The organism is Leisingera daeponensis (assembly GCF_019801465.1).
GTDB classification, from domain to species: domain Bacteria; phylum Pseudomonadota; class Alphaproteobacteria; order Rhodobacterales; family Rhodobacteraceae; genus Leisingera; species Leisingera daeponensis_A.
This window is the reverse complement of record NZ_JAHVJA010000002.1, coordinates 94253-118766: the sequence shown is the minus strand read 5'-3', so window position 1 is coordinate 118766 and position 24514 is coordinate 94253. Positions and strand designations below refer to the sequence as shown.

At 65.7% G+C, this 24514-nt stretch carries 27 protein-coding genes; 23 read left to right on the top strand and 4 right to left on the bottom strand.

Annotation, left to right across the window (positions count from 1 at the left end; all coding sequences use genetic code 11):
* Nucleotides 1–70: 70 nt before the first annotated feature.
* From KUV26_RS05330 to KUV26_RS05290, 9 genes are all read left to right on the top strand, one after another.
* The gene (locus KUV26_RS05330; RefSeq protein WP_222502797.1) at nt 71–1603 is read left to right on the top strand and encodes an acyl-CoA carboxylase subunit beta; all 1533 of its coding nucleotides are present in this window, start codon (nt 71–73) and stop codon (nt 1601–1603) included.
* 8 nt (nt 1604–1611) lie between these two features.
* Entirely contained in the window at nt 1612–1992 is a 381-nt protein-coding gene (locus tag KUV26_RS05325; protein WP_222507605.1) for a hypothetical protein, read from the top strand.
* A complete protein-coding gene (locus tag KUV26_RS05320; RefSeq protein ID WP_222507604.1) occupies nt 1989–2411 on the top strand; it encodes a hypothetical protein in 423 nt (140 codons plus the stop codon). Before KUV26_RS05325 ends, KUV26_RS05320 begins: the two co-directional genes overlap by 4 nt.
* A complete protein-coding gene (locus KUV26_RS05315) occupies nt 2408–2902 on the top strand; it encodes a DUF6497 family protein (RefSeq protein ID WP_222507603.1) in 495 nt (164 codons plus the stop codon). Before KUV26_RS05320 ends, KUV26_RS05315 begins: the two co-directional genes overlap by 4 nt.
* Before the next feature lie 214 nt (nt 2903–3116).
* On the top strand, nt 3117–3257 hold the full coding sequence (locus tag KUV26_RS05310; protein ID WP_222502801.1) for a hypothetical protein: 141 nt from the start codon (nt 3117–3119) through the stop codon (nt 3255–3257).
* A gap of 69 nt (nt 3258–3326) precedes the next feature.
* Entirely contained in the window at nt 3327–3671 is a 345-nt protein-coding gene (locus KUV26_RS05305; RefSeq protein WP_222502802.1) for a hypothetical protein, read from the top strand.
* A 472-nt stretch (nt 3672–4143) separates the two neighbouring features.
* Nucleotides 4144–4347, top strand: coding sequence for a hypothetical protein (locus tag KUV26_RS05300; protein ID WP_222502803.1), 204 nt, complete (start codon nt 4144–4146; stop codon nt 4345–4347).
* Between the two features lie 131 nt (nt 4348–4478).
* Complete coding sequence (locus tag KUV26_RS05295; protein ID WP_222507602.1) at nt 4479–6524, top strand: acetyl/propionyl/methylcrotonyl-CoA carboxylase subunit alpha; 2046 nt, start codon at nt 4479–4481, stop codon at nt 6522–6524.
* Between the two features lie 147 nt (nt 6525–6671).
* Nucleotides 6672–7175 carry a hypothetical protein gene (locus tag KUV26_RS05290; RefSeq protein WP_222507601.1) on the top strand — a complete coding sequence of 168 codons (504 nt, stop codon included), beginning with the start codon at nt 6672–6674 and terminating at the stop codon, nt 7173–7175.
* A 22-nt stretch (nt 7176–7197) separates the two neighbouring features.
* Here KUV26_RS05290 and KUV26_RS05285 read toward each other — a convergent pair whose 3' ends face one another.
* Entirely contained in the window at nt 7198–7632 is a 435-nt protein-coding gene (locus KUV26_RS05285) for a DUF4174 domain-containing protein (protein ID WP_222502806.1), read from the bottom strand.
* A 177-nt stretch (nt 7633–7809) separates the two neighbouring features.
* Here KUV26_RS05285 and KUV26_RS05280 point away from each other — a divergent pair, with 177 nt between their 5' ends.
* The 11 genes from KUV26_RS05280 to KUV26_RS05230 all read left to right on the top strand — a co-directional run bounded on the left by KUV26_RS05280 (nt 7810) and on the right by KUV26_RS05230 (nt 16773).
* Complete coding sequence (locus tag KUV26_RS05280; protein ID WP_222507600.1) at nt 7810–8742, top strand: hypothetical protein; 933 nt, start codon at nt 7810–7812, stop codon at nt 8740–8742.
* A complete protein-coding gene (gene scpA, locus KUV26_RS05275; RefSeq protein ID WP_222507599.1) occupies nt 8708–10834 on the top strand; it encodes a methylmalonyl-CoA mutase in 2127 nt (708 codons plus the stop codon). Before KUV26_RS05280 ends, scpA begins: the two co-directional genes overlap by 35 nt.
* Nucleotides 10835–11127: 293 nt before the next feature.
* Entirely contained in the window at nt 11128–11616 is a 489-nt protein-coding gene (locus tag KUV26_RS05270) for an MAPEG family protein (protein WP_222507598.1), read from the top strand.
* A gap of 82 nt (nt 11617–11698) precedes the next feature.
* Nucleotides 11699–12307, top strand: coding sequence for a VOC family protein (locus KUV26_RS05265; RefSeq protein WP_222507597.1), 609 nt, complete (start codon nt 11699–11701; stop codon nt 12305–12307).
* Nucleotides 12304–12831: a GNAT family N-acetyltransferase gene (locus KUV26_RS05260; protein WP_222507596.1), complete on the top strand. Its 528-nt coding sequence runs from the start codon at nt 12304–12306 to the stop codon at nt 12829–12831. The genes KUV26_RS05265 and KUV26_RS05260 overlap by 4 nt, the downstream gene beginning before the upstream one ends.
* 9 nt (nt 12832–12840) lie before the next feature.
* Nucleotides 12841–13539 carry a molecular chaperone DjiA gene (locus KUV26_RS05255; RefSeq protein ID WP_222502812.1) on the top strand — a complete coding sequence of 233 codons (699 nt, stop codon included), beginning with the start codon at nt 12841–12843 and terminating at the stop codon, nt 13537–13539.
* Nucleotides 13520–14515 carry an endonuclease/exonuclease/phosphatase family protein gene (locus KUV26_RS05250; protein ID WP_222507595.1) on the top strand — a complete coding sequence of 332 codons (996 nt, stop codon included), beginning with the start codon at nt 13520–13522 and terminating at the stop codon, nt 14513–14515. The genes KUV26_RS05255 and KUV26_RS05250 overlap by 20 nt, the downstream gene beginning before the upstream one ends.
* Nucleotides 14516–14791: 276 nt before the next feature.
* Nucleotides 14792–15049: a YjhX family toxin gene (locus KUV26_RS05245; RefSeq protein WP_222502814.1), complete on the top strand. Its 258-nt coding sequence runs from the start codon at nt 14792–14794 to the stop codon at nt 15047–15049.
* A 10-nt stretch (nt 15050–15059) separates the two neighbouring features.
* Nucleotides 15060–15506, top strand: a complete 447-nt coding sequence (locus KUV26_RS05240) for a GNAT family N-acetyltransferase (RefSeq protein WP_222502815.1) — start codon at nt 15060–15062, stop codon at nt 15504–15506.
* Between the two features lie 102 nt (nt 15507–15608).
* Nucleotides 15609–16130 (top strand): GNAT family N-acetyltransferase, encoded by a 522-nt coding sequence (locus KUV26_RS05235; RefSeq protein WP_222507594.1) that lies wholly within the window; start codon nt 15609–15611, stop codon nt 16128–16130.
* A 262-nt stretch (nt 16131–16392) separates the two neighbouring features.
* Nucleotides 16393–16773: a hypothetical protein gene (locus KUV26_RS05230; protein ID WP_222502817.1), complete on the top strand. Its 381-nt coding sequence runs from the start codon at nt 16393–16395 to the stop codon at nt 16771–16773.
* A gap of 33 nt (nt 16774–16806) precedes the next feature.
* Here KUV26_RS05230 and KUV26_RS05225 read toward each other — a convergent pair whose 3' ends face one another.
* Genes KUV26_RS05225 through KUV26_RS05215 form a run of 3 tightly spaced genes read right to left on the bottom strand, consistent with a single transcriptional unit; the run spans nt 16807 to nt 20237 of the window.
* Nucleotides 16807–18399, bottom strand: a complete 1593-nt coding sequence (locus KUV26_RS05225; protein ID WP_222507593.1) for a Ppx/GppA family phosphatase — start codon at nt 18397–18399, stop codon at nt 16807–16809.
* Nucleotides 18400–18451: 52 nt separating this feature from the next.
* The gene (locus tag KUV26_RS05220) at nt 18452–19159 is read right to left on the bottom strand and encodes an HdaA/DnaA family protein (RefSeq protein WP_222507592.1); all 708 of its coding nucleotides are present in this window, start codon (nt 19157–19159) and stop codon (nt 18452–18454) included.
* A gap of 4 nt (nt 19160–19163) precedes the next feature.
* Nucleotides 19164–20237 carry an AI-2E family transporter gene (locus KUV26_RS05215; RefSeq protein WP_222502820.1) on the bottom strand — a complete coding sequence of 358 codons (1074 nt, stop codon included), beginning with the start codon at nt 20235–20237 and terminating at the stop codon, nt 19164–19166.
* Between the two features lie 371 nt (nt 20238–20608).
* Here KUV26_RS05215 and KUV26_RS05210 point away from each other — a divergent pair, with 371 nt between their 5' ends.
* The 3 genes from KUV26_RS05210 to KUV26_RS05200 all read left to right on the top strand — a co-directional run bounded on the left by KUV26_RS05210 (nt 20609) and on the right by KUV26_RS05200 (nt 24505).
* The gene (locus KUV26_RS05210; RefSeq protein ID WP_222507591.1) at nt 20609–22210 is read left to right on the top strand and encodes a BCCT family transporter; all 1602 of its coding nucleotides are present in this window, start codon (nt 20609–20611) and stop codon (nt 22208–22210) included.
* 205 nt (nt 22211–22415) lie between these two features.
* Nucleotides 22416–23771 carry a proline--tRNA ligase gene (proS, locus tag KUV26_RS05205; RefSeq protein ID WP_222507590.1) on the top strand — a complete coding sequence of 452 codons (1356 nt, stop codon included), beginning with the start codon at nt 22416–22418 and terminating at the stop codon, nt 23769–23771.
* A 110-nt stretch (nt 23772–23881) separates the two neighbouring features.
* A complete protein-coding gene (locus KUV26_RS05200; protein WP_222507589.1) occupies nt 23882–24505 on the top strand; it encodes a GDSL-type esterase/lipase family protein in 624 nt (207 codons plus the stop codon).
* Nucleotides 24506–24514 lie beyond the last annotated feature (9 nt).

Sequence of the window (24514 nt, the reverse complement as noted above, 5' to 3'; positions counted from 1 at the left end):
GCGATAATGTCCTTTGGCTTCGCCGCAGCGCAATATATGGTCGCGGTGAAATTGACAGGGGACATGAGCCATGAAAGACATCCTTTCCGAGCTGGAAGACCGCCGCCAGGACGCGCGGCTGGGCGGCGGCCAGCGCCGCATCGACGCACAGCACGAGCGCGGCAAGCTGACAGCCCGCGAACGGATCGAACTGCTGCTGGACGAGGGCAGTTTCGAAGAATTCGACATGTTCATCGCCCACCGCTGCACCGACTTTGGCATGGAAAACAACAAGCCGGCCGGCGACGGCGTGGTCACCGGCTGGGGCACCATCAACGGCCGCCAGGTCTATGTCTTCAGCCAGGACTTCACCGTGCTGGGCGGCTCGGTCTCCGCCACCCATGCCCAGAAAATCTGCAAGATCATGGATATGGCGGTGCAGAACGGCGCACCGGTGATCGGCATCAACGATTCCGGCGGCGCCCGCATCCAGGAAGGCGTCGACGCGCTGGCCGGCTACGCCGAGATCTTCCAGCGCAACATCATGGCCTCCGGCGTCATCCCGCAGATCTCGGTCATCATGGGCCCCTGCGCGGGCGGCGCGGTCTATTCACCGGCGATGACCGACTTCATCTTCATGGTCAAGGACACCTCCTACATGTTCGTGACCGGCCCGGATGTGGTGAAAACCGTGACCAACGAGGTGGTCACCGCCGAGGAGCTGGGCGGCGCCTCCACCCACACCCGCAAATCCTCGGTCGCCGACGGCGCCTTTGAAAACGATGTCGAGGCGCTGGCCGAGGTCCGCCGCCTGGTCGATTTCCTGCCGCTGAACAACCGCGAAAAGCCCCCGGTGCGCCCGTTCTTCGACCAGCCCGGCCGGATCGAGGAAAGCCTGGACACCCTGATCCCGGAAAACCCGAACACGCCTTACGACATGAAGGAGCTGATCACCAAGGTTGCGGATGAGGGCGACTTCTACGAGATCCAGGAGGATTTCGCCAAGAACATCATCACCGGATTCATCCGGCTTGAGGGCCAGACCGTCGGCGTCGTCGCCAACCAGCCGATGGTGCTGGCGGGCTGCCTCGACATCGATTCCAGCCGCAAGGCCGCCCGCTTTGTGCGCTTCTGCGACTGTTTCGAGATTCCGATCCTGACCTTCGTCGACGTGCCGGGCTTCCTGCCGGGCACCTCCCAGGAATATGGCGGCGTCATCAAGCACGGCGCCAAGCTGCTGTTCGCCTACGGCGAGGCCACCGTGCCGAAGGTCACCGTGATCACCCGCAAGGCCTACGGCGGCGCTTATGACGTTATGGCCTCCAAGCACCTGCGGGGCGACTTCAACTATGCCTGGCCGACCGCCGAAATCGCGGTGATGGGTGCCAAGGGTGCCACCGAGATCATCCACCGCGCCGACCTTGGCGATGCGGACAAGATCGCGGCCCACACGGCGGACTATGAAGACCGTTTTGCCAACCCCTTCGTGGCGGCCGAACGCGGGTTCATCGACGAGGTGATTATGCCCCAGTCCACCCGCAAACGGGTCAGCCGCGCCTTTGCCTCGCTGCGGGGCAAGCAGCTGAAGAACCCGTGGAAAAAGCACGACAACATTCCGCTGTGAGTGGGTAAATGACGGATCAGAGCGAAATCGAGTCTGTGGCTTTCGGTGCAGATCGTGCGCCGCTGGAGTATCTTGATTTCTTTGAGATTTCCAACGGGTCCGATGCACGCGAAGCTATGCTTGCCGTGTTCCGCTCTGATCTCGGCAGCAAACTGAATGCCCGTGAGCCATCTCCGCAGGAAGCGGCGTCGATACGCCAAACCGTCTCTCTCATGGTGCAGCTTGCCGCTACGACCGACGCTGGCCTTCCTGACGACTACTTCGTGGAGCTGGCAGACGGACCTGAGGCAGACTACCGGACCATTCCGCCAACGCGGCGGGTGGTCTTTGGCCTCGATAACGAAAGCTGGCAAACCGCCGATCTGAACCGGATTGAAGTGTCTGAATGACCCGCACCTCCTGGCATATCACCCGCACAGACAGCGTCCTAACGCTGTCGCGCCGCCTGCCTGCGCGTTTCGACGTGGCGGCGGAAACGGTGCTGCCCGCCGCTGATCCCCTGCGTCTGGCGCATCAGATCCGTCAGGACATGTGGCGCAAGCTGCAGCGCTTGCGCGGCTTCGCCCCGGTGGTGGAAATCACCGCAGCGGGGCAGGGGCTGCGGGTGCGTGCCGGCGGCCAGGTGATGGGCCGGCTGCCCGCCAATGCCGCCGGGCTGATCGCGGATGTGCTGGAAGATCCCGCCCGCCGCGCCCGCTGGATCCGCCACGCCAGCCGGCGCGCTGCTCAGCCCGATTCCCGGGCAGATGCGAAGGATTCGCACAGATTCGCGGCAAAAATTGACATGGAGGCCGAATCAGCGTCATGATCTGCGCCAGCCGATATCAGACAGCGCGCGCCACTTGCGCAGCGCCTGCAGCTCCGGCCGGAGGAGCCTGGTCCGCCAGGGGCCGGGGCTGCGGATATCTGGCAGCGGTTCCCATTGCCCTGTTCGCCCTCTCCGCCACTGCGGCGGATGCGATTTCCGTGCCCTCGGGCCAGGCCGTCACCCTGGCCGAGGTTCTGCTGGACGATGCCCCTGGCCAGCCCGGCAAGACCTGGGCGCGGTTCCGCTTCCTGGCGCCGCAGATCGCCCGCGGCACCGGCAGCGTCACGTATGAGGCCGCGGCGCCCGACATGGATCATCTCTGCGACACCCTGGCGCTGCCCTATCTGGCCGAACACGGGCTGGAGGCCGCGCGGGTGGTGATCTCGCTGTCCGACCGGGCGGTGCCCTTCGGCGCCCAGGACCCGGAGGCGACCCAGTTCTTCGAAGCCTACCGCCCCGAGGGCGCGGCCTGCACGTGGGAGGCTTTCTGATGCTTCCACAATATCTTGCGGACCAGGGGGCGGACCGGCGGATTCTTGCGGCATTGCAGCCACAGAACAGCCGGTTGCCGCGATTTGCATGTGACTCGGCGGCAAACCCGGCTATCCTCGGCGCGGGCAGCCATCAGGCTGCCTTCGCATTGAGGTTGAGGCGTGCGGACGGTGCAGCCGCCGCAGGTTTCACTATTTTTATCAGGAGACAGAAATGTCCAAGAGCATCAAGCTTATCGCCCTGGCCGGCCTGCTGGCCGCCGTCACCGCCTGCGCCCAGCAGGAAGAGGAATTTGTCGTTGTCGAACCGCAGCCGGTCTCCGAAGAGCCCGTCTTCACCGGCAAGTACAACTAAACACACCAGGGGTCCGGCCCTGCGGCCGGCCCCCGCCGCCCCGTGGGGTGCCGGACCGGAGGCACCCAAATGCTGAAACACCGCGGGTTCCCGGGCCGCATGCCCGGCACCGATTTCCAATTCACCATCCGCCGCCCCAACCCGAAGGGGGTGACACCGCTGATCCGGCGCGAGCGCTTCCGCGACCGCAAGAACGTCGACAAGCGCGTCGACCTGACCTTCATGCAGGCGCTGTGGGAGCATTTCGGCGATCAGCCGTTCGAGCGCGGCAATCTCGACGCAGGCCGGCTCAGCTGGCTGTTCGGCCGCGAAGTGGTGCCGGCCGAAGATCCCTTTGATCCCGAAAGCTATGAGGCGCTGCTGGTCATCGACGAGGCGGCCGCCCGCGCGTCCTTCCCGGAGGCGTTCGACTGATGCCGGGGCTCCGGACGCATATCACGGGCAGGGCGGTGCGCTTTGCGCCGCGCAGCCCCGCCCTGCGTCCGGCGCGCCAGGGCGCGGCTCCGCGTCCGCAAAGCCGCGGTTTCGGCGTGAACTTGCACAGGCCGCGCGCGATTCAGCAGGAATTTGCCCAAACGGGCGGCCTTGAATCTCAGGGGCTTACAGCCGCCGCCGCCCCGTGCATCGTGGGCCAAGCAGCGCAGCCACGCTGCTGTGCCGAGCATCTGTTCCGGCCCCTTCGCCTGAACGGGCAGGTACGCGACCCCATCCGCGGCCTGCCCGTCTTTTATCCCCTTCAGGCATTGGCGGAAGCTTGCCGCATCTCCCCCCGGGTGCGGCAAGCCTCCGCTCAACTGAAGCCCGGTCTCCGTGCAGCGTTGCGCCGGGCTTGCCGGCCTGCAAATTCCGCAGGGACACTCACGTCCCCGGAAGAAGGAACATGGACATGCGGGCAAAATCTCTCATCGCGGCGCTCTCGCTCTGCGGCCTGGTTGCCGCCTGCGGCGACACCACCGGCGAGCGGCTCATCTACGGCGCAGGCGCCGGTGCCGCCGGTTCGGCGCTGCTCAATGGCAACCTGGTCACCGGTGCTGCAATCGGCGCTGCGGCCAACCTCGTCTATTGCCAGGAAAACCCGCGCCGGTGCTGAGTCGCCTGCCGCTCATTTTCTGAACAGCCGGCCCGCAGGGGCCGCTGGTGACATCGCGCATACGCCGTGCCTGGGCTCGCCCCAGGCGCGGCGTTTTGCATTCCGGAATACCAAGGAACAAGGGACTGCCTATGTTTGATAAGATCCTGATCGCCAACCGGGGAGAGATCGCCTGCCGCGTCATCAAGACGGCGCGGAAGATGGGAATCAAGACCGTTGCCATCTACTCCGACGCCGACAAGCAGGCCCTGCATGTGCAGATGGCCGACGAAGCAGTCCACATCGGCCCGCCGCCCGCCAACCAGTCCTATATCGTCATTGACAAGGTGATGGAGGCGATCCGTCAGACCGGCGCCCAGGCGGTGCACCCGGGCTACGGCTTCCTCTCCGAGAACTCCAAGTTCGCCGAGGCGCTCGAGGCCGAAGGCGTTGCCTTCGTCGGTCCGCCGAAAGGCGCGATCGAGGCGATGGGCGACAAGATCACCTCCAAGAAGATCGCCCAGGAGGCTGGTGTGTCCACCGTACCCGGCTACATGGGCCTGATTGCCGATGCTGACGAGGCGGTGAAGATCTCCAACCAGATCGGCTACCCGGTGATGATCAAGGCCTCCGCCGGCGGCGGCGGCAAGGGCATGCGCATCGCCTGGAACGACGAGGAGGCCCGCGAAGGCTTCCAGTCCTCCAAGAACGAGGCCGCGAACTCCTTCGGCGACGACCGGATCTTCATCGAGAAATTCGTCACCCAGCCGCGCCACATCGAAATCCAGGTCCTGTGCGACAAGCACGGCAACGGCATCTACCTGGGTGAGCGCGAATGCTCGATCCAGCGCCGCAACCAGAAAGTTGTTGAAGAGGCGCCGTCGCCCTTCCTTGATGAGGAAACCCGCAAGGCGATGGGCGAGCAGGCCGTGGCACTGGCCAAGGCCGTTGGTTACTCCTCTGCCGGAACCGTGGAATTCATCGTCGACGGCGACAAGAACTTCTACTTCCTGGAAATGAACACCCGCCTGCAGGTGGAGCACCCGGTCACCGAGCTGATCACCGGCGTCGACCTGGTGGAGCAGATGATCCGCGTCGCCGACGGGGCCGAGCTGCCGATGCGCCAGGAGGACGTGACACTCACCGGCTGGGCGATTGAAAACCGGCTTTATGCCGAGGATCCCTACCGCGGCTTCCTGCCCTCCATCGGCCGCCTGACCCGCTACCGCCCGCCAGCGGAAACCGCGGCTGGCCCGATGCTGGTCAACGGCAAATGGCAGGGCGATGCGCCCGCAGGCGAAACCGCCGTGCGCAACGACACCGGCGTCTACGAGGGCGGCGAGATCTCGATGTACTACGACCCGATGATCGCCAAGCTCTGCACCTGGGCGCCGACCCGCGAGGAGGCGATCGGCGCCATGCGCACCGCGCTCGACAGCTTCGAGGTGGAGGGCATCGGCCACAACCTGCCGTTCCTGTCGGCGGTAATGGACCACCCGAAATTCATCTCCGGCGACATGACCACCGCCTTCATCGCCGAGGAATACCCGGACGGCTTCGACGGCGTCGAACTGCACAGCGACGACCTGCGCAAGATCGCCGCCGCCTGCGCCGCGATGCACCGGGTTGCCGAAATCCGCCGCACCCGCGTGTCGGGCCGGATGGACAACCACGAGCGCAAGGTCGGCACCGAGTGGGTCGTTGCGCTGCAGGGCCAGTCGTTCAGCGTGGTGATCGACGCCGACCGCGAGGGCGCCACCGTCAACTTCGAGGGCGGCGGCAGCTACCGGGTCACCTCGGACTGGACCCCGGGTGATCAGCTGGCCACCCTGCAGGTGAACGGCGAAATCCTGGTGCTGAAGGTGGGCAAGGTGACCCAGGGCTTCCGCGTCCGCTCCCGCGGTGCCGACCTGGCCGTCAAGGTGCGCACCCCGCGCCAGGCTGAACTGGCCCGGCTGATGCCCGAGAAGCTGCCGCCCGACACCTCCAAGATGCTGCTGTGCCCGATGCCCGGCCTGATCGTGAAGGTGGATGTCGAAGTGGGTCAGGAGGTCCAGGAGGGGCAGGCGCTCTGCACCGTCGAGGCGATGAAGATGGAAAACATCCTGCGCGCCGAGAAGAAGGGCGTGGTGTCCAAGATCAACGCGAGCGCGGGCGACAGCCTGGCGGTCGACGATGTGATCATGGAATTCGAGTAATGCGCTTGGGGGCAGGCGCATACGCGGCCGGGCAGGCGGGTTCACCCGCCCCCGGCGCCGTGCCTGCCCCGCGGCTCAGGGTGCCGTGCACCGAATCTTCAGGAATTCCGGCGACACTGACGCGGTTTGACGACCCCAAGGTGCCGCATGACCCGTCTTCTTACCTGCCTGCTGACCGCCCTGGCGCTTCTGTCCGGCTGCGCGCTCGACAAGGAGGAGGCGCTGCGCGCCCAGCTTTCGGCCTGGGTCGAGCTGGGGGAGACGTTCTTCTTCGAAAGCTCGATGAGCTGCACTGCAGCGGTGTTCCACACGGGGGAAAACCCGCGCATCACCTCGCTGGTGGACCGCGCGCGCTCGCTCAACACCGGCATGAAAATGCTCGAGGCCGGCAAGCCGGTGATGTTTGCGGTTTCCGGCAAATCCCCCAACGCGGTGACGGAGGACATCATGTCCCGCGATCTGCCGCAGGGGCTGGGGGTGCTGAACTCCGGGCTGGCTGGTGTCAGCTGCATGACCGATCTGGTCAAATCCGTTTATTATCAGGCGATCCGCAACCCGGCGTCCAGCCTGGTCTTCGTGCCGGACAGCGGCGCCATGGTGGTGCTGGACAAGCAGGCAATGGCGCTGATCTACGTCCGCGGCAACGGCTGACCGGCTCTGCTGGGCGGGCTGCTCACCCGCCGCGCCGCTCTTCCACTTCGCGCAGCCGCTCGGGGAATTTGTCGATGGTCCGGGTCAGCTCCCGCACCGTCCAGGGATGCGGCTTCCTCAGCTTGACGCCGCCGTCCTTGCCCACCAGCACCAGCATGAAGCCGCGGGGCCGCAGCTTCTTGCGCAGCGCGGACTTGGCTGCCGGATCGGTATCGGTCAGCACCACCACATCACGCGTCTTCAGCGCCTCCAGTCCGTCCATCAGCCGCTCCATCTGCTCATGGAACCGCGGGTCCTCGGGACTGTCGGCAAACACCACCACCGGGCGGTGCGTCCACTGGAACTCCGCCAGCTCGCCATCATATCCGGGCTGGATCAGCTCCGGCGCACTGCCATCCGCCGCGGCGGCCGCCAGCGGCAGGAACCCTGCCAAAACAACGCTAAGGATTGCTCTCATGATCTCTCCTGTTGTGTTGAATATATGCGCGCCGGCGGCAAATGCGACTGTGAAAACCGCCACTTGGCGAAAAAACATAAACGTTAACGGGATAATGAGGGGTTACCGGCCATGATCGTGCCATTCCCCTTGACCGGGCTGCGGCCTGCGGCCCTCCATCAGAGGTCCCGTAACGCTATGAAAGTCATCCTGCATACCGGCGCGCACCGCTGCGCGACCACCTCGTTCCAGGAATACATGCGCCACAATGCGCAAGCCCTGGAAAAACAGGGCATCGGCTTCTGGGGGCCGTACCGCACCCGCAACGGGCTGTTCCACGGCATCCAGCCGGGGCCTGCGCCGGTGTCCGGCCGCGATCTGGTGCAGCGCGCCCGGGGCCGCTTGCAGATCCAGATGGCCGCCAGCCGCGAAAACGGCACGCATAAGCTGCTGGTGAGCGAGGAGAACATGATCGGCTCGGTGCGGCAGAATCTGCGGCTCGGCGATCTCTACGGCGGCGTGGGGGAGCGGATGGCCCGCTTTTACCAGGCCTTCGGCGGTGCGGTCACGGATGTTGCACTCAGCATCCGCAGCCTCGACAGCTACTGGACCTCGGCGCTGGCTTACGCGGTGGCGCGCGGCCACAAGCTGCCTTCGGAAACCAGCCTCGACAGGCTGGCGCAGTCGCCGCGCAGCTGGCGCGACGTGATCACCGACATCGCTGCGGCGATGCCGGACGCGCGCCTGCACGTGCTGCCGTTTGAAACCTTCGGGTCAAGGCCGGAGGCGGCGCTGGCCGCCCTCACAGGCGCCGAGGCGCCGCGTGCCCACGCGCGGGTGCGCCTCAATGCCTCGCTCTGCCTTCAGGACCTGCGCGCCGGACTGCCGTCCTCCGCGGCCGCGGAACTGCCGGAGGGGGCGGGCCGCTGGCGCCCCTTCAACGACGCGCAGGCCGCATCCCTGCGCGAAGCTTATGCCGACGACATGATGTGGCTGGCAGCCGGGGCGGACGGCCTCGCGGCGCTGGCGCATGATCCCGACAAACCGGCGGCGGGCCAGAACCCGCCCCATACCCGACTGACAAGAGGAAGACCTGATGACAAACAAAGACGAATGGCGGGCTCTGGCTGAGAAAGAGCTGCGCGGACGGGCGGTTGACGACCTCAATTGGCAGACGCTGGAAGGCATCGAGGTCAAGCCGCTCTATACCGAAGAAGACACCAAAGAGCTGCCCCACATGGGCACGCTCCCCGGTTTCGGTCCCTTCACCCGCGGGGTGAAGGCCACCATGTACGCGGGCCGCCCCTGGACCATCCGCCAGTACGCGGGCTTCTCCACGGCCGAGGAATCCAACGCCTTCTACCGCCGCAACCTGGCCGCCGGCCAGCAGGGCGTCTCGGTCGCCTTCGACCTCGCCACCCACCGCGGCTATGACAGCGATCACCCGCGCGTGGTCGGCGATGTCGGCAAGGCCGGCGTCGCCATCGACTCTGTCGAGGACATGAAGATCCTGTTCGACGGCATCCCGCTCGACAAGGTCTCCGTCTCGATGACCATGAACGGTGCGGTGATCCCGGTGCTGGCGTCCTTCATCGTCGCAGGCGAGGAGCAGGGCCACGACAAGTCGCTGCTGGCGGGCACCATCCAGAACGACATCCTGAAGGAGTTCATGGTCCGCAACACCTATATTTATCCGCCGAAACCCTCGATGCGGATCATCTCGGACATCATCGAATACACCTCGAACGAGATGCCCAAGTTCAACTCGATCTCGATCTCGGGCTACCACATGCAGGAGGCCGGCGCGAACCTGGTGCAGGAGCTGGCCTATACCATCGCTGACGGGCGCGAATATGTGCGTGCGGCGCTGGATGCCGGCATGGACGTGGACAAATTCGCAGGCCGTCTGTCGTTCTTCTTTGCGATCGGCATGAATTTCTTCATGGAAATCGCCAAGCTGCGCGCCGCCCGCACCCTGTGGCACCGGGTGATGACCGAATTCGGCGCCAAATCCGAACGTTCAAAAATGCTGCGCACCCACTGCCAGACCTCGGGTGTCTCCTTGCAGGAACAGGACCCCTACAACAACGTGATCCGCACCGCCTATGAGGCGATGAGCGCGGTTCTGGGAGGCACCCAAAGCTTGCACACCAACGCTCTGGATGAGGCCATCGCGCTGCCCACCGATTTCTCCGCCCGCATCGCCCGCAACACCCAGCTGGTGCTGCAGGAGGAAACCGGCGTGACCAATGTGGTCGACCCGCTGGCCGGCTCCTACTACGTCGAAAGCCTGACCAACGACCTGATCGAGAAAGCCTGGGCGCTGATGGAAGAGGTCGAGGAAATGGGCGGCATGACCAAGGCCGTCGAAAGCGGCATGCCCAAGCTGCGCATCGAGGAATCGGCCGCCCGCCGCCAGGCGATGATCGACCGCGGCGACGAGGTGGTGGTCGGCGTCAACAAGTACCGCAAGGACAAGGAAGACCCGATCGACATCCTGGATGTCGACAACCACGCGGTGCGCGACGCCCAGATCGCCCGTCTGCAGAAGATGCGCGAGACCCGAGACGAGGCGGCCTGCACCGCCGCGCTCGATGAACTCACCCGCCGCGCCAAGGAAGGCGGCAACCTGCTGGAGGCCGCAATTGAGGCGGCCCGTGCCCGTGCTTCAGTTGGAGAGATCAGCATGGCGATGGAGAAGGAATTCGGCCGCCACCGCGCCGAGGTGAAAACCCTGGCCGGCGTCTACGGCGCGGCGTATGAGGGCGACGAGGGCTTTGCCGCGATCCAGAAATCGATCGAGGAGTTCGCCGAGGAAGAAGGCCGCCGCCCGCGCCTCCTGGTGGTGAAGATGGGCCAGGACGGTCACGACCGCGGCGCCAAGGTGATCGCAACCGCCTTTGCCGACATCGGTTTTGACGTCGACGTCGGCCCGCTGTTCCAGACCCCGGAAGAGGCCGCCCAGGACGCCATCGACAACGACGTCCACGTGATCGGCATCTCCTCCCAGGCGGCTGGCCACAAGACCCTCGCGCCGCAGCTGGTCGAGGCGCTGAAGGCGAAAGGCGCCGGCGACATCATCGTGATCTGCGGCGGCGTGATCCCGCAGCAGGATTACGAGTTCCTGTACAGCAAAGGCGTCAAGGCGATCTTCGGCCCGGGCACCAACATCCCGGAAGCGGCCCAGGACATCCTGCGCCTGATCCGCGAAGCGCGCGCCTGACGCGGACACGGCGCCTGCGGGGCAGGGGAGGCCCTCCCGCACCCGCAGGTGCCTGCCCTTCGGGCCGCCCCCTTGGCGGCTTTGGGTCCGGCAGCCCGCCCCGATGGGGCGGGCTGCCTGCATCGCGCGGATGCGCGATGCCATGCCCAACCGGTGCGGATGTGCCTCCGGCACCGCCGGCAGCGGGCGGGAGTGCTTGTTTTTCCAGACCCTGACACCGGCAGCCGCAGCTTTCCGCCGGAGCCGATGCGCTACGGCTTGGCAAACCGGCAGCGCGGTGATTGAGTGGCGCCATGCAGCGCTTCAAACGCCCTCAAATCCTCGCCGGCATGGCCCTCGGCGCCCTCTGGGGCGTGCTGGTCACCGGCCTGCCGCAATGGCTGGGCCTGCCCTACATCCCGGCCCCCATCGCCTTGCCCGGCGCCTTCCTTGCTCCGGGGCTGGTTCTGGCGCTGATGATCGGACGGCTGGCGCAGAGGCGGTTCTTTGATGATGCCCTCATCGGCGGGCAGCCCTTTGCCCCCGGCTCCGCAGCTGACACTGATCAGCGGGTGCTGGCCAACACTGTCGAGCAGCTGGTGCTGGCGCTGGCCGTCTGGCCGTTTGCCGCCGTCACCCTGGGCGGCGCCGTGGCGATCGCGCTCGGACTTTCCTTCGCGTGCATGCGGATTGTGTTCTGGGCAGGCTGCCACCTGTCGCTGCCGCTGCGGGCGCTGGGGTTTGCCGGGACGTTCTACCCGACGGTGATTGCCGGTATCTGGGCGGCAGCGCTCTGGCTTTGAAGCGTCTGCCTGCCCACCTGAAATTCCCGTCTTGCGCCCAGCCGCAGCCCCGCTAGTCTCACGCGCAAAAGGGGAGGGCGCCATGATACTGGATCACCTGGCGGTGGCTGGTGAAACACTTGAAGACGCTGTCGCGCATGCGGAGCAATCGCTCGGCATTCCTCTCGGCCGCGGCGGCTGCCATGCCCGCTACGGCACCCATAACCGGCTGACCGGGCTGGAGGACGGCCTCTACCTGGAGGCCATCGCCATTGACCCGGACGCCCAGCCGCAGGAGCAGCCGCGCTGGTTCAATCTCGACCGGTTCCAAGGCCCCGCGCGGCTCAGCAACTGGATCCTGCGCAGCGAAGACCTGAACGCGGAAAAACCGCTGCTGCCGCCCCATGCGCAGCGGCACGTGCAGATGCAGCGCGGCGATCTCAGCTGGCTGATGACGGTTCCCGCGGACGGGCTGCTGCCGTTTGACAACCTGTTTCCCGCGGTCCTGCAGTGGCAGGCGGAGCCGCCCGCGGCCAGACTGCCGCAGTCGGGGTGCCGCCTCAGCCGCCTGGTCCTTGCCCACCCGCAGGCCGCCGCGCTGCAGGCAGCGCTGGACCGCATCCTCGATGATCCCCGCATCAAGGTGGAGCAGGGGGCGCCCGCGATGATGGCCGAGTTTGCAACCCCGCACGGGGCGAGGGTGCTGCGATGAGCGTCATCATCCGCCCCGCCCGCGATGCCGACACCGAGGCCGTGGCCGCGCTGCACGATTATTTCGTCGATCACACGCTGGTCACCTTCACCACCGAGCGGCGCAGCCTCGGCGACTGGCAGGACGACATCCTCTTCAGCCCGCCGCTGCTGGTGGCGGAGGAGGAGGGCGGCGGCTTCCTCGGCTTTGCCTATTTCACCAGCTTCCGCGGCGGCCCCGGCTATGCCCGCACCGCCGAACATTCGATCTACCTGACCGAGGCTGCGGCCGGGTGCGGGCTGGGGCGCCGGCTGCTGGCGGCGCTGGAAAAGCAGGCGCAGGAGCAGGGCATCCATGTGCTTGTGGCCGCCATCAGCAGCGCCAACCAGGCGGCGCAGGATTTCCACAGGGCCTGCGGCTACGCCGAGACCGGCCGCCTGCCGCAGGTCGGCTGCAAATGGGGGCGCTGGCTGGACCTTGTTCTGATGCAGAAAATCCTGACGCCGGGTATTCCCGCCCCTGACAGCGCCGCTGAACCCGGATAGGCTGAGCCCATGTCACTCTGGACCCGCATATCCGACGCGCTGTCGGCGCTTGCCGCAGGCGAAAGCCTGGCGGAAGTGTTCGACAAACTGCGCGCGCCGCCCGAGAAAACCGTGGCCTTCGCCATTGCCGTCATTGCCCTTGGCGCCAAGATGGCCAAGGCCGACGGCCAGGTCACGCGGGACGAGGTCACCGCGTTCCGCGAGGTGTTCCAGATCGCGCGGGACGACGAGGCCGGCGCCGCCCGTGTCTTCAACATGGCGCGCACCGATGTGGCCGGCTACCAGGAATACGCCCGCCGCATCCACAGCATGTTCGCCAACGATCCCACCACGCTGTGCGACCTGATGGAGGGGCTGTTCCACATCGCCATGGCCGACGGCTTCTACCATCCCGGCGAAAACGAGTTCCTGGAGGAGGTGAGCCGCATTTTCGGCCAGAGCCCGCAGCAGTTCCAGGCGCTCAGGGCGCGCTTTGTGCCGGATGCGCCCAAGGACCCCTACACGGTGCTGGGCGTCTCGCCGGAGATGACCCGCGAAGAGATCCGCAAGCACTGGCGCAAGCTGGTCCGCGACACTCACCCGGATGCGATGATCGCCCGCGGCGTGCCGGAGGAGGCGGTGCGCCTGGCGGAGAAGCGGATGATCGACATCAACCGCGCCTGGGACGAAATCAGCGGATGCGGTGCCCATGCGGATCGCAACCTATAACATCGAATGGTTCGCCTATCTGTTCGACAAGGACGACACGCTGATGCTGGACGCCCAGCCGTCCGGCGTTCACGGTGTTGACCGCTACACCCAGGGGCGGGCCATCGCCCATGTGCTGCGCCGCATCGACGCCGATGCGGTGATGGTGATCGAGGCGCCCAACACCGGCCGCAGCCAGCGCACCACCCGCGCTTTGGAGAACTTCGCCGCCGAGGCCGGGCTGCGGGCGCGCGAGGCGGTCAGCGGCTTTCCGAACGACACCCACCAGGAAATTGCGCTGCTCTATGACCCGGATGCGCTGGATGCGGTGCATGATGCCCGCTCCAGCCCCTCCGCGCCGCGCTTTGACGGGGTGTTCGAGATCGACCTCGACGTGGATGAGCGGCTGGACCAGGTGGCCTTCTCCAAACCGCCGCTGGAGCTGGCGGTGACAACCAGGGGCGGCACCTCCGTGCGGATGATCGGGGCGCATCTGAAATCCAAGGCGCCGCACGGGGCCAGAACGCCGGAAGCGGTCACCGCCTTGGCGATCGCCAACCGCCGCAAACAGCTGGCGCAGGCGATCTGGCTGCACCGCCGGGTGGCGGAGCACGCGGCGGCGGGCGATCATGTGATCGTGCTCGGCGACATGAACGACGGACCCGGCCTCGACCAGTACGAACGGCTGTTCGGCAAGTCCTCGGTGGAGATCGTGATGGGCGATCTGCTGCACGACCCGCACGCGGAATGCCTGCTGCAGTCCCGCCCGGACATTCCGCCCAGCACCTCGCGCTTCTACAACGCCGAACGCAAGCGCTTCACCCGGGCGCTGCTGGACTACGTGATGATCTCGCAAAGCCTGATGGCGCTGCGCCCGGAGTGGCGGATCTGGCACCCTTTCGAGGACGGCGAGTGCTACGCCGATGCGGAGATGCGCCAGGCGCTGCTGGATGCGTCGGACCATTTTCCGGTCACGCTGGATCTCGAGCTGGCGTGAGGGCCTCGGCCGGCTCGTTCAATTGCAGCACTCCCAAGCCCTCCTGCCGTGTCAGGGTAGTTGCAGGCCCCGCCGGGCTTGACAGGTCCCGGTTCGCAGATTAGAGGACCGGCGCACGAGGGGCGTGATGCCTCTTGCAATGGAGATTTTATGAAAGAGCCCCGGGCCTAACGCCCGTTCCTGGCGAAACTCTCAGGAACACCGGAAAAGATAGGCACACTCACGCGCGACGCTGAGTGATCCTTTTTCTGTGCTTTCATAAAACGAGACATCCCAATGAATATCTCAAAGCACGAGCAACGTGTTTTGCATGAACTCGCCCTGGGCGGCGAGATTAAATACGCGCGCGGCGGCAACGGCAAAGTACGATCCGTTCAGTGTTATACACGCGACGGCTTTGTCCTCTCAGCCTGCACAATGGACGTGTTCAAGCGCCTCAAGGACAAGCGCTTCATCAAGTCGACGAACGGCCGCCCCTATCGCATCACGCATTTAGGGAACCAATCCGTGCGCGCGCAAATGAACCAGCGATAGGAGAGAAGAAGTGACAGACAAAGCATTTTTGATCCGCCCCTATCAGGCCGGTGACACGGATGCGGTGATAGCAGCCTGGCAAAAGGCCAACGCGCTCGCTCATCCGTTCCTCTCCCAGGCATTCGTGGAAAAGGTGCGGCAGGACTTGCGCGGCATCTATCTGCCCAATGCGGAAACCTGGGTGCTGGAGGAAGCGAGCGCGGTCACCGGTTTCATTGCCCTGCTCGGCAATGAAATCGGCGGCCTGTTCCTGGATCCGTCCAGGCACGGCAGGGGATACGGCAAGGCGCTCGTTGATCATGCCGTTGCCCTGAAGGGACCGTTGAAGGTCGAGGTCTTTCGCGACAACGCCATCGGGCGCCGGTTCTATGAACGCTGCGGCTTCGAGTTTGCCGGGGACGAGGTTCACGAACCGTCCGGGCAGGTGAGCTGGAAAATGGCGATGCCCGGTGCCTGACCTTTTTTCAACAGGCTGTCCCTTGCGGGGGGGCAGCTGGCTGGCGCGCACCGGATGCAACGCTCTTGCCCGGCGCGGCAATTCATCACAAGGAAACCAGAAATGAACCACATTGAAAAAGAAACCATCATAGACGTTCACCGGCTGGCATTCGGCCCGGAGGAAGGACCGGAAGTCGCACAACTTGCGGAAAGCCTCCTTGGCCGCCCGGACACGATCTCGATCAGTGTCAGCCGGGACGGCAAAATCGCCGGCAACGTGCTGTTCACACCGTTTGTCTTCCTTGACCACCCGGACGCAAAATGCTGCCTGCTCGCGCCCTGCGGCGTGTTGCCGGGGCATCAAGGCCATGGGGTCGGCAAGGAACTGATGGAAACCAGCATCGAACACCTCACGTCCATTGGCATGGACGCGGTTTTCGTGCTGGGCGTCCCGGCCTTCTATCCCCGGTACGGTTTTGTCCCGACCGGCAAGCAGACGCCCTACCCGGATCTGCTGACGGTGCCGGAGGCATGGATGGCGCTTGAGCTGACAGCCGGAACGGCCGGGAAACTGAGCGGCAGGACGAAGGCAGTCCCTCAGTTCATGCAGCCGGCAATGTGGGACACATCGGCGCACGGCTAGGAGCCGGTCCCCTGCATCTGAACGCAACGGGGCTTCATCATCTGCCTGAACTCAGAAAGGTTGCCTCTACTGCTTTGGCAAGGAAGGCCGGTGCAATATGCGCGCCGGCCTTTTTTGCTCGCCAGGACCGCCCTCAACCTGAAGAGTGATTGCCGGAAAATTCCGGGAACCCGCCAAGCTTTCGCCCCGGTACACTTCCCGCCGCGCTTGCCTCTGTGGTTCCCCCTGTTCCCGCGCATCCGTCCTCCCTATATTATCCGTCATGAAACACCTCATCCTGCCTGCCGCCCTGATTGCCCTGATGTCCGCGCCGCTTTCTGCCCAGGAAGCGGAAGAGGAGGGCAGCGGCCCCTCGCTGATGGAGCGCGGGGCGGAGCTGTTCTGGGAAGGCCTGCGCCAGGAGATGGCGCCGGCGCTCGAAGACCTGCAGGGCATGATGGAGGAGATCGGCCCCTCAATGGGCGCCTTCCTGGCCGAGATGGGGCCGGCCCTGGCGGATATCGCCAAGGAGGTGGAGGACTGGAGCGCCTATGAGCTGCCGGAAATCCTGCCCAACGGCGACATCATCATCCGCAAGAAGCCCAAGGACAACGCGCCTGCCAAGGAAGACAAGGACAGCGAGGAAGGCGTCACCGAAATCTGATGCCCTGACGGGTCTGCCCGTGCCCCGCGGCCGTCACTCCGGCGCCTGTTCGGGCTCCGGTTCCGGCTCCGGCGCGGGTTTGCTGAATTTCAGATCGACCGACGCATCCAGCGCCTTGGCCAGCGATTTCAGCCGCGATTCCGCCACTTCGCCGTAAAGCGGCCGCGCGGAATCGGGCAGCGTCACGTGCAGCACCCGTTTGCGCGGCTGCCACTGCAGATCGCCGATCTCGCCGTTGCTGGTCACCATCAGCATCGCGCCGAAGCGCATCGCCTTGCCCAGCACCTCGGCCTCGTGCTGGCCCTTTTCGTCCAGCAGATCATAGAGATATTCGAAGGAGCTGCCGTGCCGCTTGTTGCTGTAGCGGTGCAGCAGCGCCAGGCCCAGGAACACCCGTTCGGAATGCTTGAGCCCGCCCAGGTTGGCGCGGGTGGCATTGTCGAAACAGACCTCGGCGCGGTAGTCGGGATGCGCCCGCCAGCTGACGTCGTGCAGCAGGCAGGCGGCCTTGACCAGCCGCCGCTTGCTGTGCCGGGCGCCGCTGAACAGCGGGCTGACGAAATCATAGAGCGTCTTGCCGAACCCCGGCACCCGCGCGTCCTTCATTTCGGCAAAGCGCGACGCTTCGATCAGCGGGTCGCGGGCGCGCAGCCGCTGCGGCATCTGCTCATACAGCAGCCCCTCGCGGATGCCGTAGCTGGAGACCGCGATATCCTTGGGCTTGAAGGTGTGGATCAGCCGGGTCAGCACGTCGATCGCATAGGGCACCAGCGCCATCCGGGTGGAGGAGATGCCGCAGTCGCTGCGCAGCTTGTCCATATCCCGTTTCTCGATGTACTTCGCGGTTTCGCGCACGTCCTTGGCCGACATCCGGTATTCATGCAGCACCTTCAGCCGGTAGCCGCGCCGGTGCATGTCGATGCGGGCAATGGCGCGCCAGCTGCCGCCGACCAGGAACAGGCGGTCGCGCTGCGTGCCCATTTCGGATTTCAGCTGCTCCATCACCTCGCGGATGTAGTCCCTGCGGCCCTTGCGGCCGCCCTTGATGTCGCGCAGCTTCAGCGGCCCCAACGGCGAGGTCACCCGGCGCCCGACGGTGTTTTCGTGGATCTCCGCCAGTTCCATCGAGGAGCCGCCGATATCACAGACCAGCCCATAGGCGCCGGGCCAGCCCAAGAGCACCCCCTGCGCCGACAGCCGGGCCTCTTCGCGGCCGTCAATGACGTGGATCTTCAGCCCGGTTTCGCGCAGCACCTCGGCGCAGAAATCCGGCCCGTCCTCGGCATCGCGCACCGCGGCGGTGGCCACCGCGGACAAGGGCGGCAGCCCCATGCCCCTGGCCAGATGCTGGAACCGGCGCAGCGCCGACAGCGCGCGGGCGCGGCCCTCGGGGTTCAGGCGGCCGCTGTCGGACAGGCCGGCCCCCAGCGCGCACATGATCTTTTCATTGTAGAAATAGGCCGGGCTGCGGGCGGCGCCGTCGAACACCACCAGCCGGACCGAGTTGGAGCCGACATCGACCACCCCCACCCGCGACAGCGCCCGGGCTTTGGGGTCGTCAAAGATCGGACGCCCGAAGGGGCCCCAATCGGTGGCGGCGGCGGCGGGGTCCTGGGTGACGTTCATGAGGGCTCCGTCTGGCAATCCGGGGTCAGGATGGGGTATGGGAGGGCAGGGGTCAACCGCTTGCGGATGCGGCATTTTCCGTGGCCTCTTCGCGCGCTTCCGACAGCACCCGCACCGCCAGCGGCCGGGTCAGGCTGCGTTTTTCCGCCAGGGACAGCTGGTCCAGCCGCCGCACGATCCGCGCCGCCGCGGCAAAGGAACGGTCCATATGCGCCACCAGATAGGGAATCACGTCGGGTTTCGGGGTGATCTGGCGGTCGTTGAACAGCTTGGCCAGCACCACCGCCAGCAGCTGGTCGTCCGGCGGCTGCAGCTCCGCATGGGTGGCGGCCTGCACCCGGCTTTGCAGATCGGGCAGGCTCAGCCCCCAGAGGTTGGGTGCGCCCTGGCCGGTCATCACCAGCGAATGGCCGTTGGCCAGCACCAGATTGTGCAGGTGGAACAGGGCGTTCTGCCGCCCGCAGTGCCCGCCGATCTGGGGAACATCCTCGACCGCCACCGGGCCCTGCGCCAGCTCCGGCACGGTATGCTCTGTCAGCCTGTCCGCGCGGATGATCCGGGCGCCTGTCTGGCTGGCCCAGACGTGGGCCAGATGGGTCTTTCCGGCGCCCTTGGGGCCGGTCAGCACCAGCTTGCCGCTGGGCCAGGCGAACTGCGGGTCCAGCAGCGCCACCGCCATCGCATTGGACGGCGCGACAAAGAAATCCTCCCGCCCCAGCGCCGGTTTCGCCGGGAGATCAAAGCTCAGCTGCTGCGCCATGGGTTTACTCCGCCCCCGCGTCCCGGTGGCTCTGGCCCTGATAGAGGCGGCTGTCCAGGTACTGCTCGGTCAGGAACCGTGCGATCACGCCAAGCGCCGCCGCGACCGGCACCGCCACCAGCATGCCGACAAATCCGAACAAGGCGCCGAACACCGACAGCGCCAGCAAGAGCCACACCGGGTGCAGGCCGACGGAGCTGCCCACCAGCTTGGGGGTCAGGAAATTGCCCTCTGCCACCTGGCCGATGGCAAAGATGATGGCGACCAGCCCGATCGACACCCAGTCGCCCCAGAACTGGAACAGCGCCAGGCCGATGGCCAGGGCGCCGCCGATCAGGGCGCCGAGGTAGGGGATGAAGGTGACAAGCCCGGCGATGAAGCCCACCGCCAGGCCGAAGTTCAGACCCACCAGCATCAGCGCCACCGCGTAATAGGTGCCAAGGATCAGGCAGACGGTGCCCATGCCGCGGATGAAGGAGGCCAGCACCGCGTCGATCTCGCTGGCGATGCGGCGGATCACCGGCTGGTGGTCGCGCGGCAGCAGCTCGTCAATGCGGGCGACCATGCGGTCCCAGTCCAGCAGCAGATAGACCGCCACCACCGGCACGATCACCAGCAGGATCACGATGTTGAGGAAGGAGGCTGCGCCGCCCAGCACCGATTGCAGCACCTCCACCGCGCGCGACTGCAGCGTCTGCGCAAAGGAGGTCACCGCCTGGTGAATGCGGCTGTTCTCCTCGAAGACCGAGGGGAAATGCTCAGAAGCAAAGGCGCGGGCGTCGCGCACCAGCTGAGGCAGCACCTGGGCCAGGTCGATCATCTGCGCAACCAGCGTCGGCACCACGACAACCAGCAGCAGGAGAAAGATCAGCAGCGTGCCGACGGTAATTGCGGCGGTGGCGCCGGTGCGGCTCATGCCCCAGGCCTCCAGCCGGTCGGCGATGGGATCGATCATGTAGGCAATGGCGGCGCCGAGGATGAAGGGCATCAGCACATTCCCCAGCGCCCACATCACCACGGCAAAGACAATGGCGGCAATGCCCCAGTATTTCAGCTGCTGTTTTGCCGGTAATGCCATGCTCTCGTGCGCCCGTTCTTGGTCCATTGGTTCCGGAACTTGGCGCCAGTCTTCCCCGAAGCCGCTGGGGCATGCAAGGGGCGCGGGCGATTCCCCTGTGGGCAAGGCGGGGATAAGGCGGAAAAGGGCGGGGGCAAGTCAGGGAAATGATGCGCCTGTCCGCAGGAGCCGGTGTTCCGCCCCCGGCGGAGCGGTCTTCCGGCCGGGCGGAAGGGGGTGCAAGAAAGCGGCACCGCCCCCTTTGGCGTTCCCGCCCGCGCCCGGAAACGGCGGCGCGGCCCGCCGCATATCCCCGCCGGGCGGCCCGGATTAGGAGATTTCCGAATTTAATGCGACACTTGGGAGGTATTTAGCGAGTAAGGGGAGGCGTCATGCCGGAAACGAAAAAAATGCTCGACCCGGACCCGAGGGTCATGGACTTCGAGACGGAGTATGAACTGGGACAGGACAACATCCGGCCGCTGGGGCTGGATATCCATAATCCTGTCTTCCTGATTTCCAGTATCCTGATCGCCGCTTTCGTGCTGATCGCGCTTGCCAACCAGGAGGCCGCGGCGGCCTTCTTCGGCTGGCTGCGGCCCTGGCTGACCAGCACCTTCGACTGGTTCCTGGTGCTGTCGGTGGATGCCATCACCCTGTTCTGCCTGGCGCTGATCGTCCTGCCGGTCGGCTCTGTCCGGATCGGCGGCAAGGATGCCAGGCCGGACTATTCCTATGCCGGGTGGATCGCGATGATGTTCGCGGCCGGCATCGGCATCGGCCTGTTGTTCTTCGGCGTGCTGGAGCCGGTCTACTACAATTTCTCCGAAGGCGGCGCAGCGCGGCCGCTGGGGATCGACATCAATGAGCCGGGCAATGAATACATCGGCATTGTCGGCACCATCCACCACTGGGGGCTGGAAGGCTGGGCGGTCTATGCCGCGGTCGGCCTGTCGCTGGCGATCTTCTGCTACAACCTCGATCTGCCGCTGACCCTGCGCTCGGCCTTCTATCCCTTGCTGGGCGAACGGGTCTGGGGCTGGTGGGGCCATGCCATCGACACGCTGGCGGTGTTTGCCACCCTGTTCGGGCTGACCACCTCGCTGGGCCTGGGCGCGCAACAGGTTGCGGCCGGGCTTTATGAGGTGTTCGGGATCGAGCCCTCCAACACGGTGGTTGTGCTGCTGATCATCGGCATCACCGCGATTGCGCTGGGGTCGGTGCTGCTGGGCATGGACGCGGGCGTCAAGCGGCTGTCGGAAATCAACATGGTGATGGCGGTGGGCCTGTTCATCTTCGTGATCCTTGTGACCGGCATCGGCACCGCAATTGCGCGCTATTTCAGCGTGATGGCGGACTATATTCAATTGCTTCCGGCGCTCTCCAATCCCTTCGGGCGCGAGGATACCAGCTACTTCCACGGATGGACCACCTTCTACTGGGCCTGGTGGATCGCCTGGTCGCCCTTTGTCGGCATGTTCATCGCCCGCATCTCCAAGGGCCGCACGGTGCGCGAGTTCGTGCTGTGCGCGCTGATCGCCCCGACAGCCGTCTGCGCGCTTTGGATGTCGACCTTTGGCGGCGGCGCCATCGACATGCTGAACGCCGGCGGCGCCGAAGGCGTCAAGGCCACGGTGATCGACAGCTACAAGCCCGAGGGCGCGCTGTTCGGCTTCCTGAAGGAACTGCCGCTTTACTCGATCGTGGCGCCGATCTCCTTGGTGCTGATCGTGATCTTCTTCGTGACCTCGTCGGACTCCGGCTCGCTGGTGATCGACACGATCACCGCAGGCGGCAAGATGGACGCGCCGGTGATCCAGCGGGTGTTCTGGTGCACCCTCGAAGGGCTGGTGGCCATCGCGCTCTTGCTCGGCGGCGGCCTGACGGCGCTGCAGGGCGCGGCGGTTTCGACCGGCATCCCGTTCACGCTGGTGGTGCTGATCATGTGCTACTGCCTGTGGCTGGCGCTGCGCGCGGAACGGGCGAAGATGTGACCTCAGTGAGCTGCGGGCGGTGCTGCCGCCCGCAGAGACACTGTTTTGCAAAGAGGCCGCAACACAAGGGGTACCAGCTGATGCGGTGATCCGGAGCATAGGGTTCAATACGGGGCGAACAAGGACTTGATCCACCTCTTGCCCGCACTCCCATCACCCACTAAACCGGGCGGGAACTCGAACCCACATCACCGATGGAGCCAAGATGCGCCTGTCCCGCTATTTTCTGCCGGTTCTGAAAGAGAACCCCTCGGAAGCCCAGATCGTCAGCCACCGGCTGATGCTGCGCGCCGGGATGATCAAGCAATCCGCCGCCGGGATCTATTCCTGGCTGCCCTTGGGCTTCAAGGTGCTGAAAAAGATCGAAAGCATCGTGCATGACGAGCAGATCCGCGCGGGCCATATCCCGATGCAGATGCCGACGATGCAGTCCGCCGATCTGTGGCGCGAGTCGGGCCGCTACGAGGCCTATGGCCAGGAGATGCTGCGGGTGAAGGACCGGCATGACCGCGACATGCTGTTCACCCCCACCGCCGAAGAGCTGATCACCGACATCTTCCGCGCCCATGTCAGCAGCTACAAGGACCTGCCGCTGACCATGTACCAGATCCAGTGGAAATTCCGCGACGAGATCCGCCCGCGGTTCGGCGTGATGCGGGGCCGCGAATTCTACATGAAGGACGGCTACAACTTCGACCTGACCAAGGAAGACGCGCTGCACGCCTACAACCGCCATCTGGTCAGCTACCTGCGCACCTATGAGCGGATGGGGCTGCAGGCGATCCCGATGCGCGCCGACTCCGGCCCGATCGGCGGCGATGACACCCATGAGTTCCTGGTGCTGGCCGACACCGGCGAGTCCGAGGTCTTCTATGACAGCGCCGTCACCGATCTGACCTTCGGCGACCGTGAGATCGATTATGACAGCGTCGAGCAGTGCCAGGCGGTGCTGGAGGAGTTCACCTCCAAATACGCCCGCACCGACGAGACCCATGACGAGGCGCTGTTCAACCAGATCCCCGAGGAGCGCCGCCGGGTGGCCCGCGGTATCGAGGTCGGCCAGATCTTCTACTTCGGCACCAAGTACTCCGACGCGATGGGCGCCACCGTGCAAGGCCCGGACGGCAAGAACGTGCCGGTCCATATGGGCTCCCACGGCATCGGCGTCTCCCGTCTGCTGGGCGCGATCATCGAGGCCAGCCACGACGACAAGGGCATCATCTGGCCCGAGGGCGTGACCCCGTTCCACTGCGGCATCGTCAACCTCAAGCAGGGCGATGATGAGGCGGATGCGGCCTGCAACCAGCTTTATGCGGCGTTGACCGCTGCCGGTCTGGACCCGCTCTATGACGACCGCAACGAGCGTGCGGGCGGCAAGTTTGCCACCATGGACCTGATCGGCCTGCCCTGGCGCATCACCGTCGGCCCGCGCGGGTTGAAGAACGGCGTGGTGGAGCTGACCTCGCGCCGCAGCGGCGAGAGCGAGGAGCTGTCCCCGGAAGAGGCGGTGAAGAAGGTGGTCGAGGTCTACAAGGCGCACCCGACCGGCCGCGGCTTCTGAGCTTCGCTGCGCAACTGTCTGAAGAACAAGAGAAGGGGGCCGGGCGGCTCCCTTTTTTCTTGCCCGAACCCGCCGTCCGCCGCAGGGTGCCGGAAACGGGAGGATACGGCATGAAACAGATCCTGGCTTTTGGCGACAGCCTGACCTGGGGCAGCGACCCGCACAGCGGCGGGCGGCATTCCTATGGCGACCGCTGGCCGGCGGCGCTGGGCGCGGGGCTGGCGGATGCGGTGGTCTTTGCGGAAGGCTTGCGCGGCCGCACCACGGCGCATGCCCGCCACTCGGCCTGCGTCGAGATGCGCGGCGATGCGGTGCTGCCGATGCTGCTGCACAGCCATGCGCCGCTGGACCTGGCAGTGATCATGCTGGGCACCAATGACATCTACGAGGGCCGCCCCGGCTATCTGGTCCGCGACGGGCTGGAGCGGCTGGTGGAGATCATCCGCCACCACCCCTGGCGGCTGCCGCAGCCCGCGGTGCCGCAGGTGCTGCTGGTCTCGCCGCCGCCGATGAGCCTGTGCGATGATCCCGACATCACGCCTCAGATGGTGGCGCAGTCCGAGGCGCTGGCAGGGGTGATCGAGCCGCTGGCGGACCGCCTGGGCTGCGGTTACTTCGATGCGGCGCAGGTGGCGCGGGCCTCCGCCGCCGATGGCTATCACCTGGAGGCAGCGGATTCGCGGGCGCTGGGAGAAGCGCTGCGGGCACCGGTGTCGGCGATGCTGGCGCTCTGAATCGCGGCG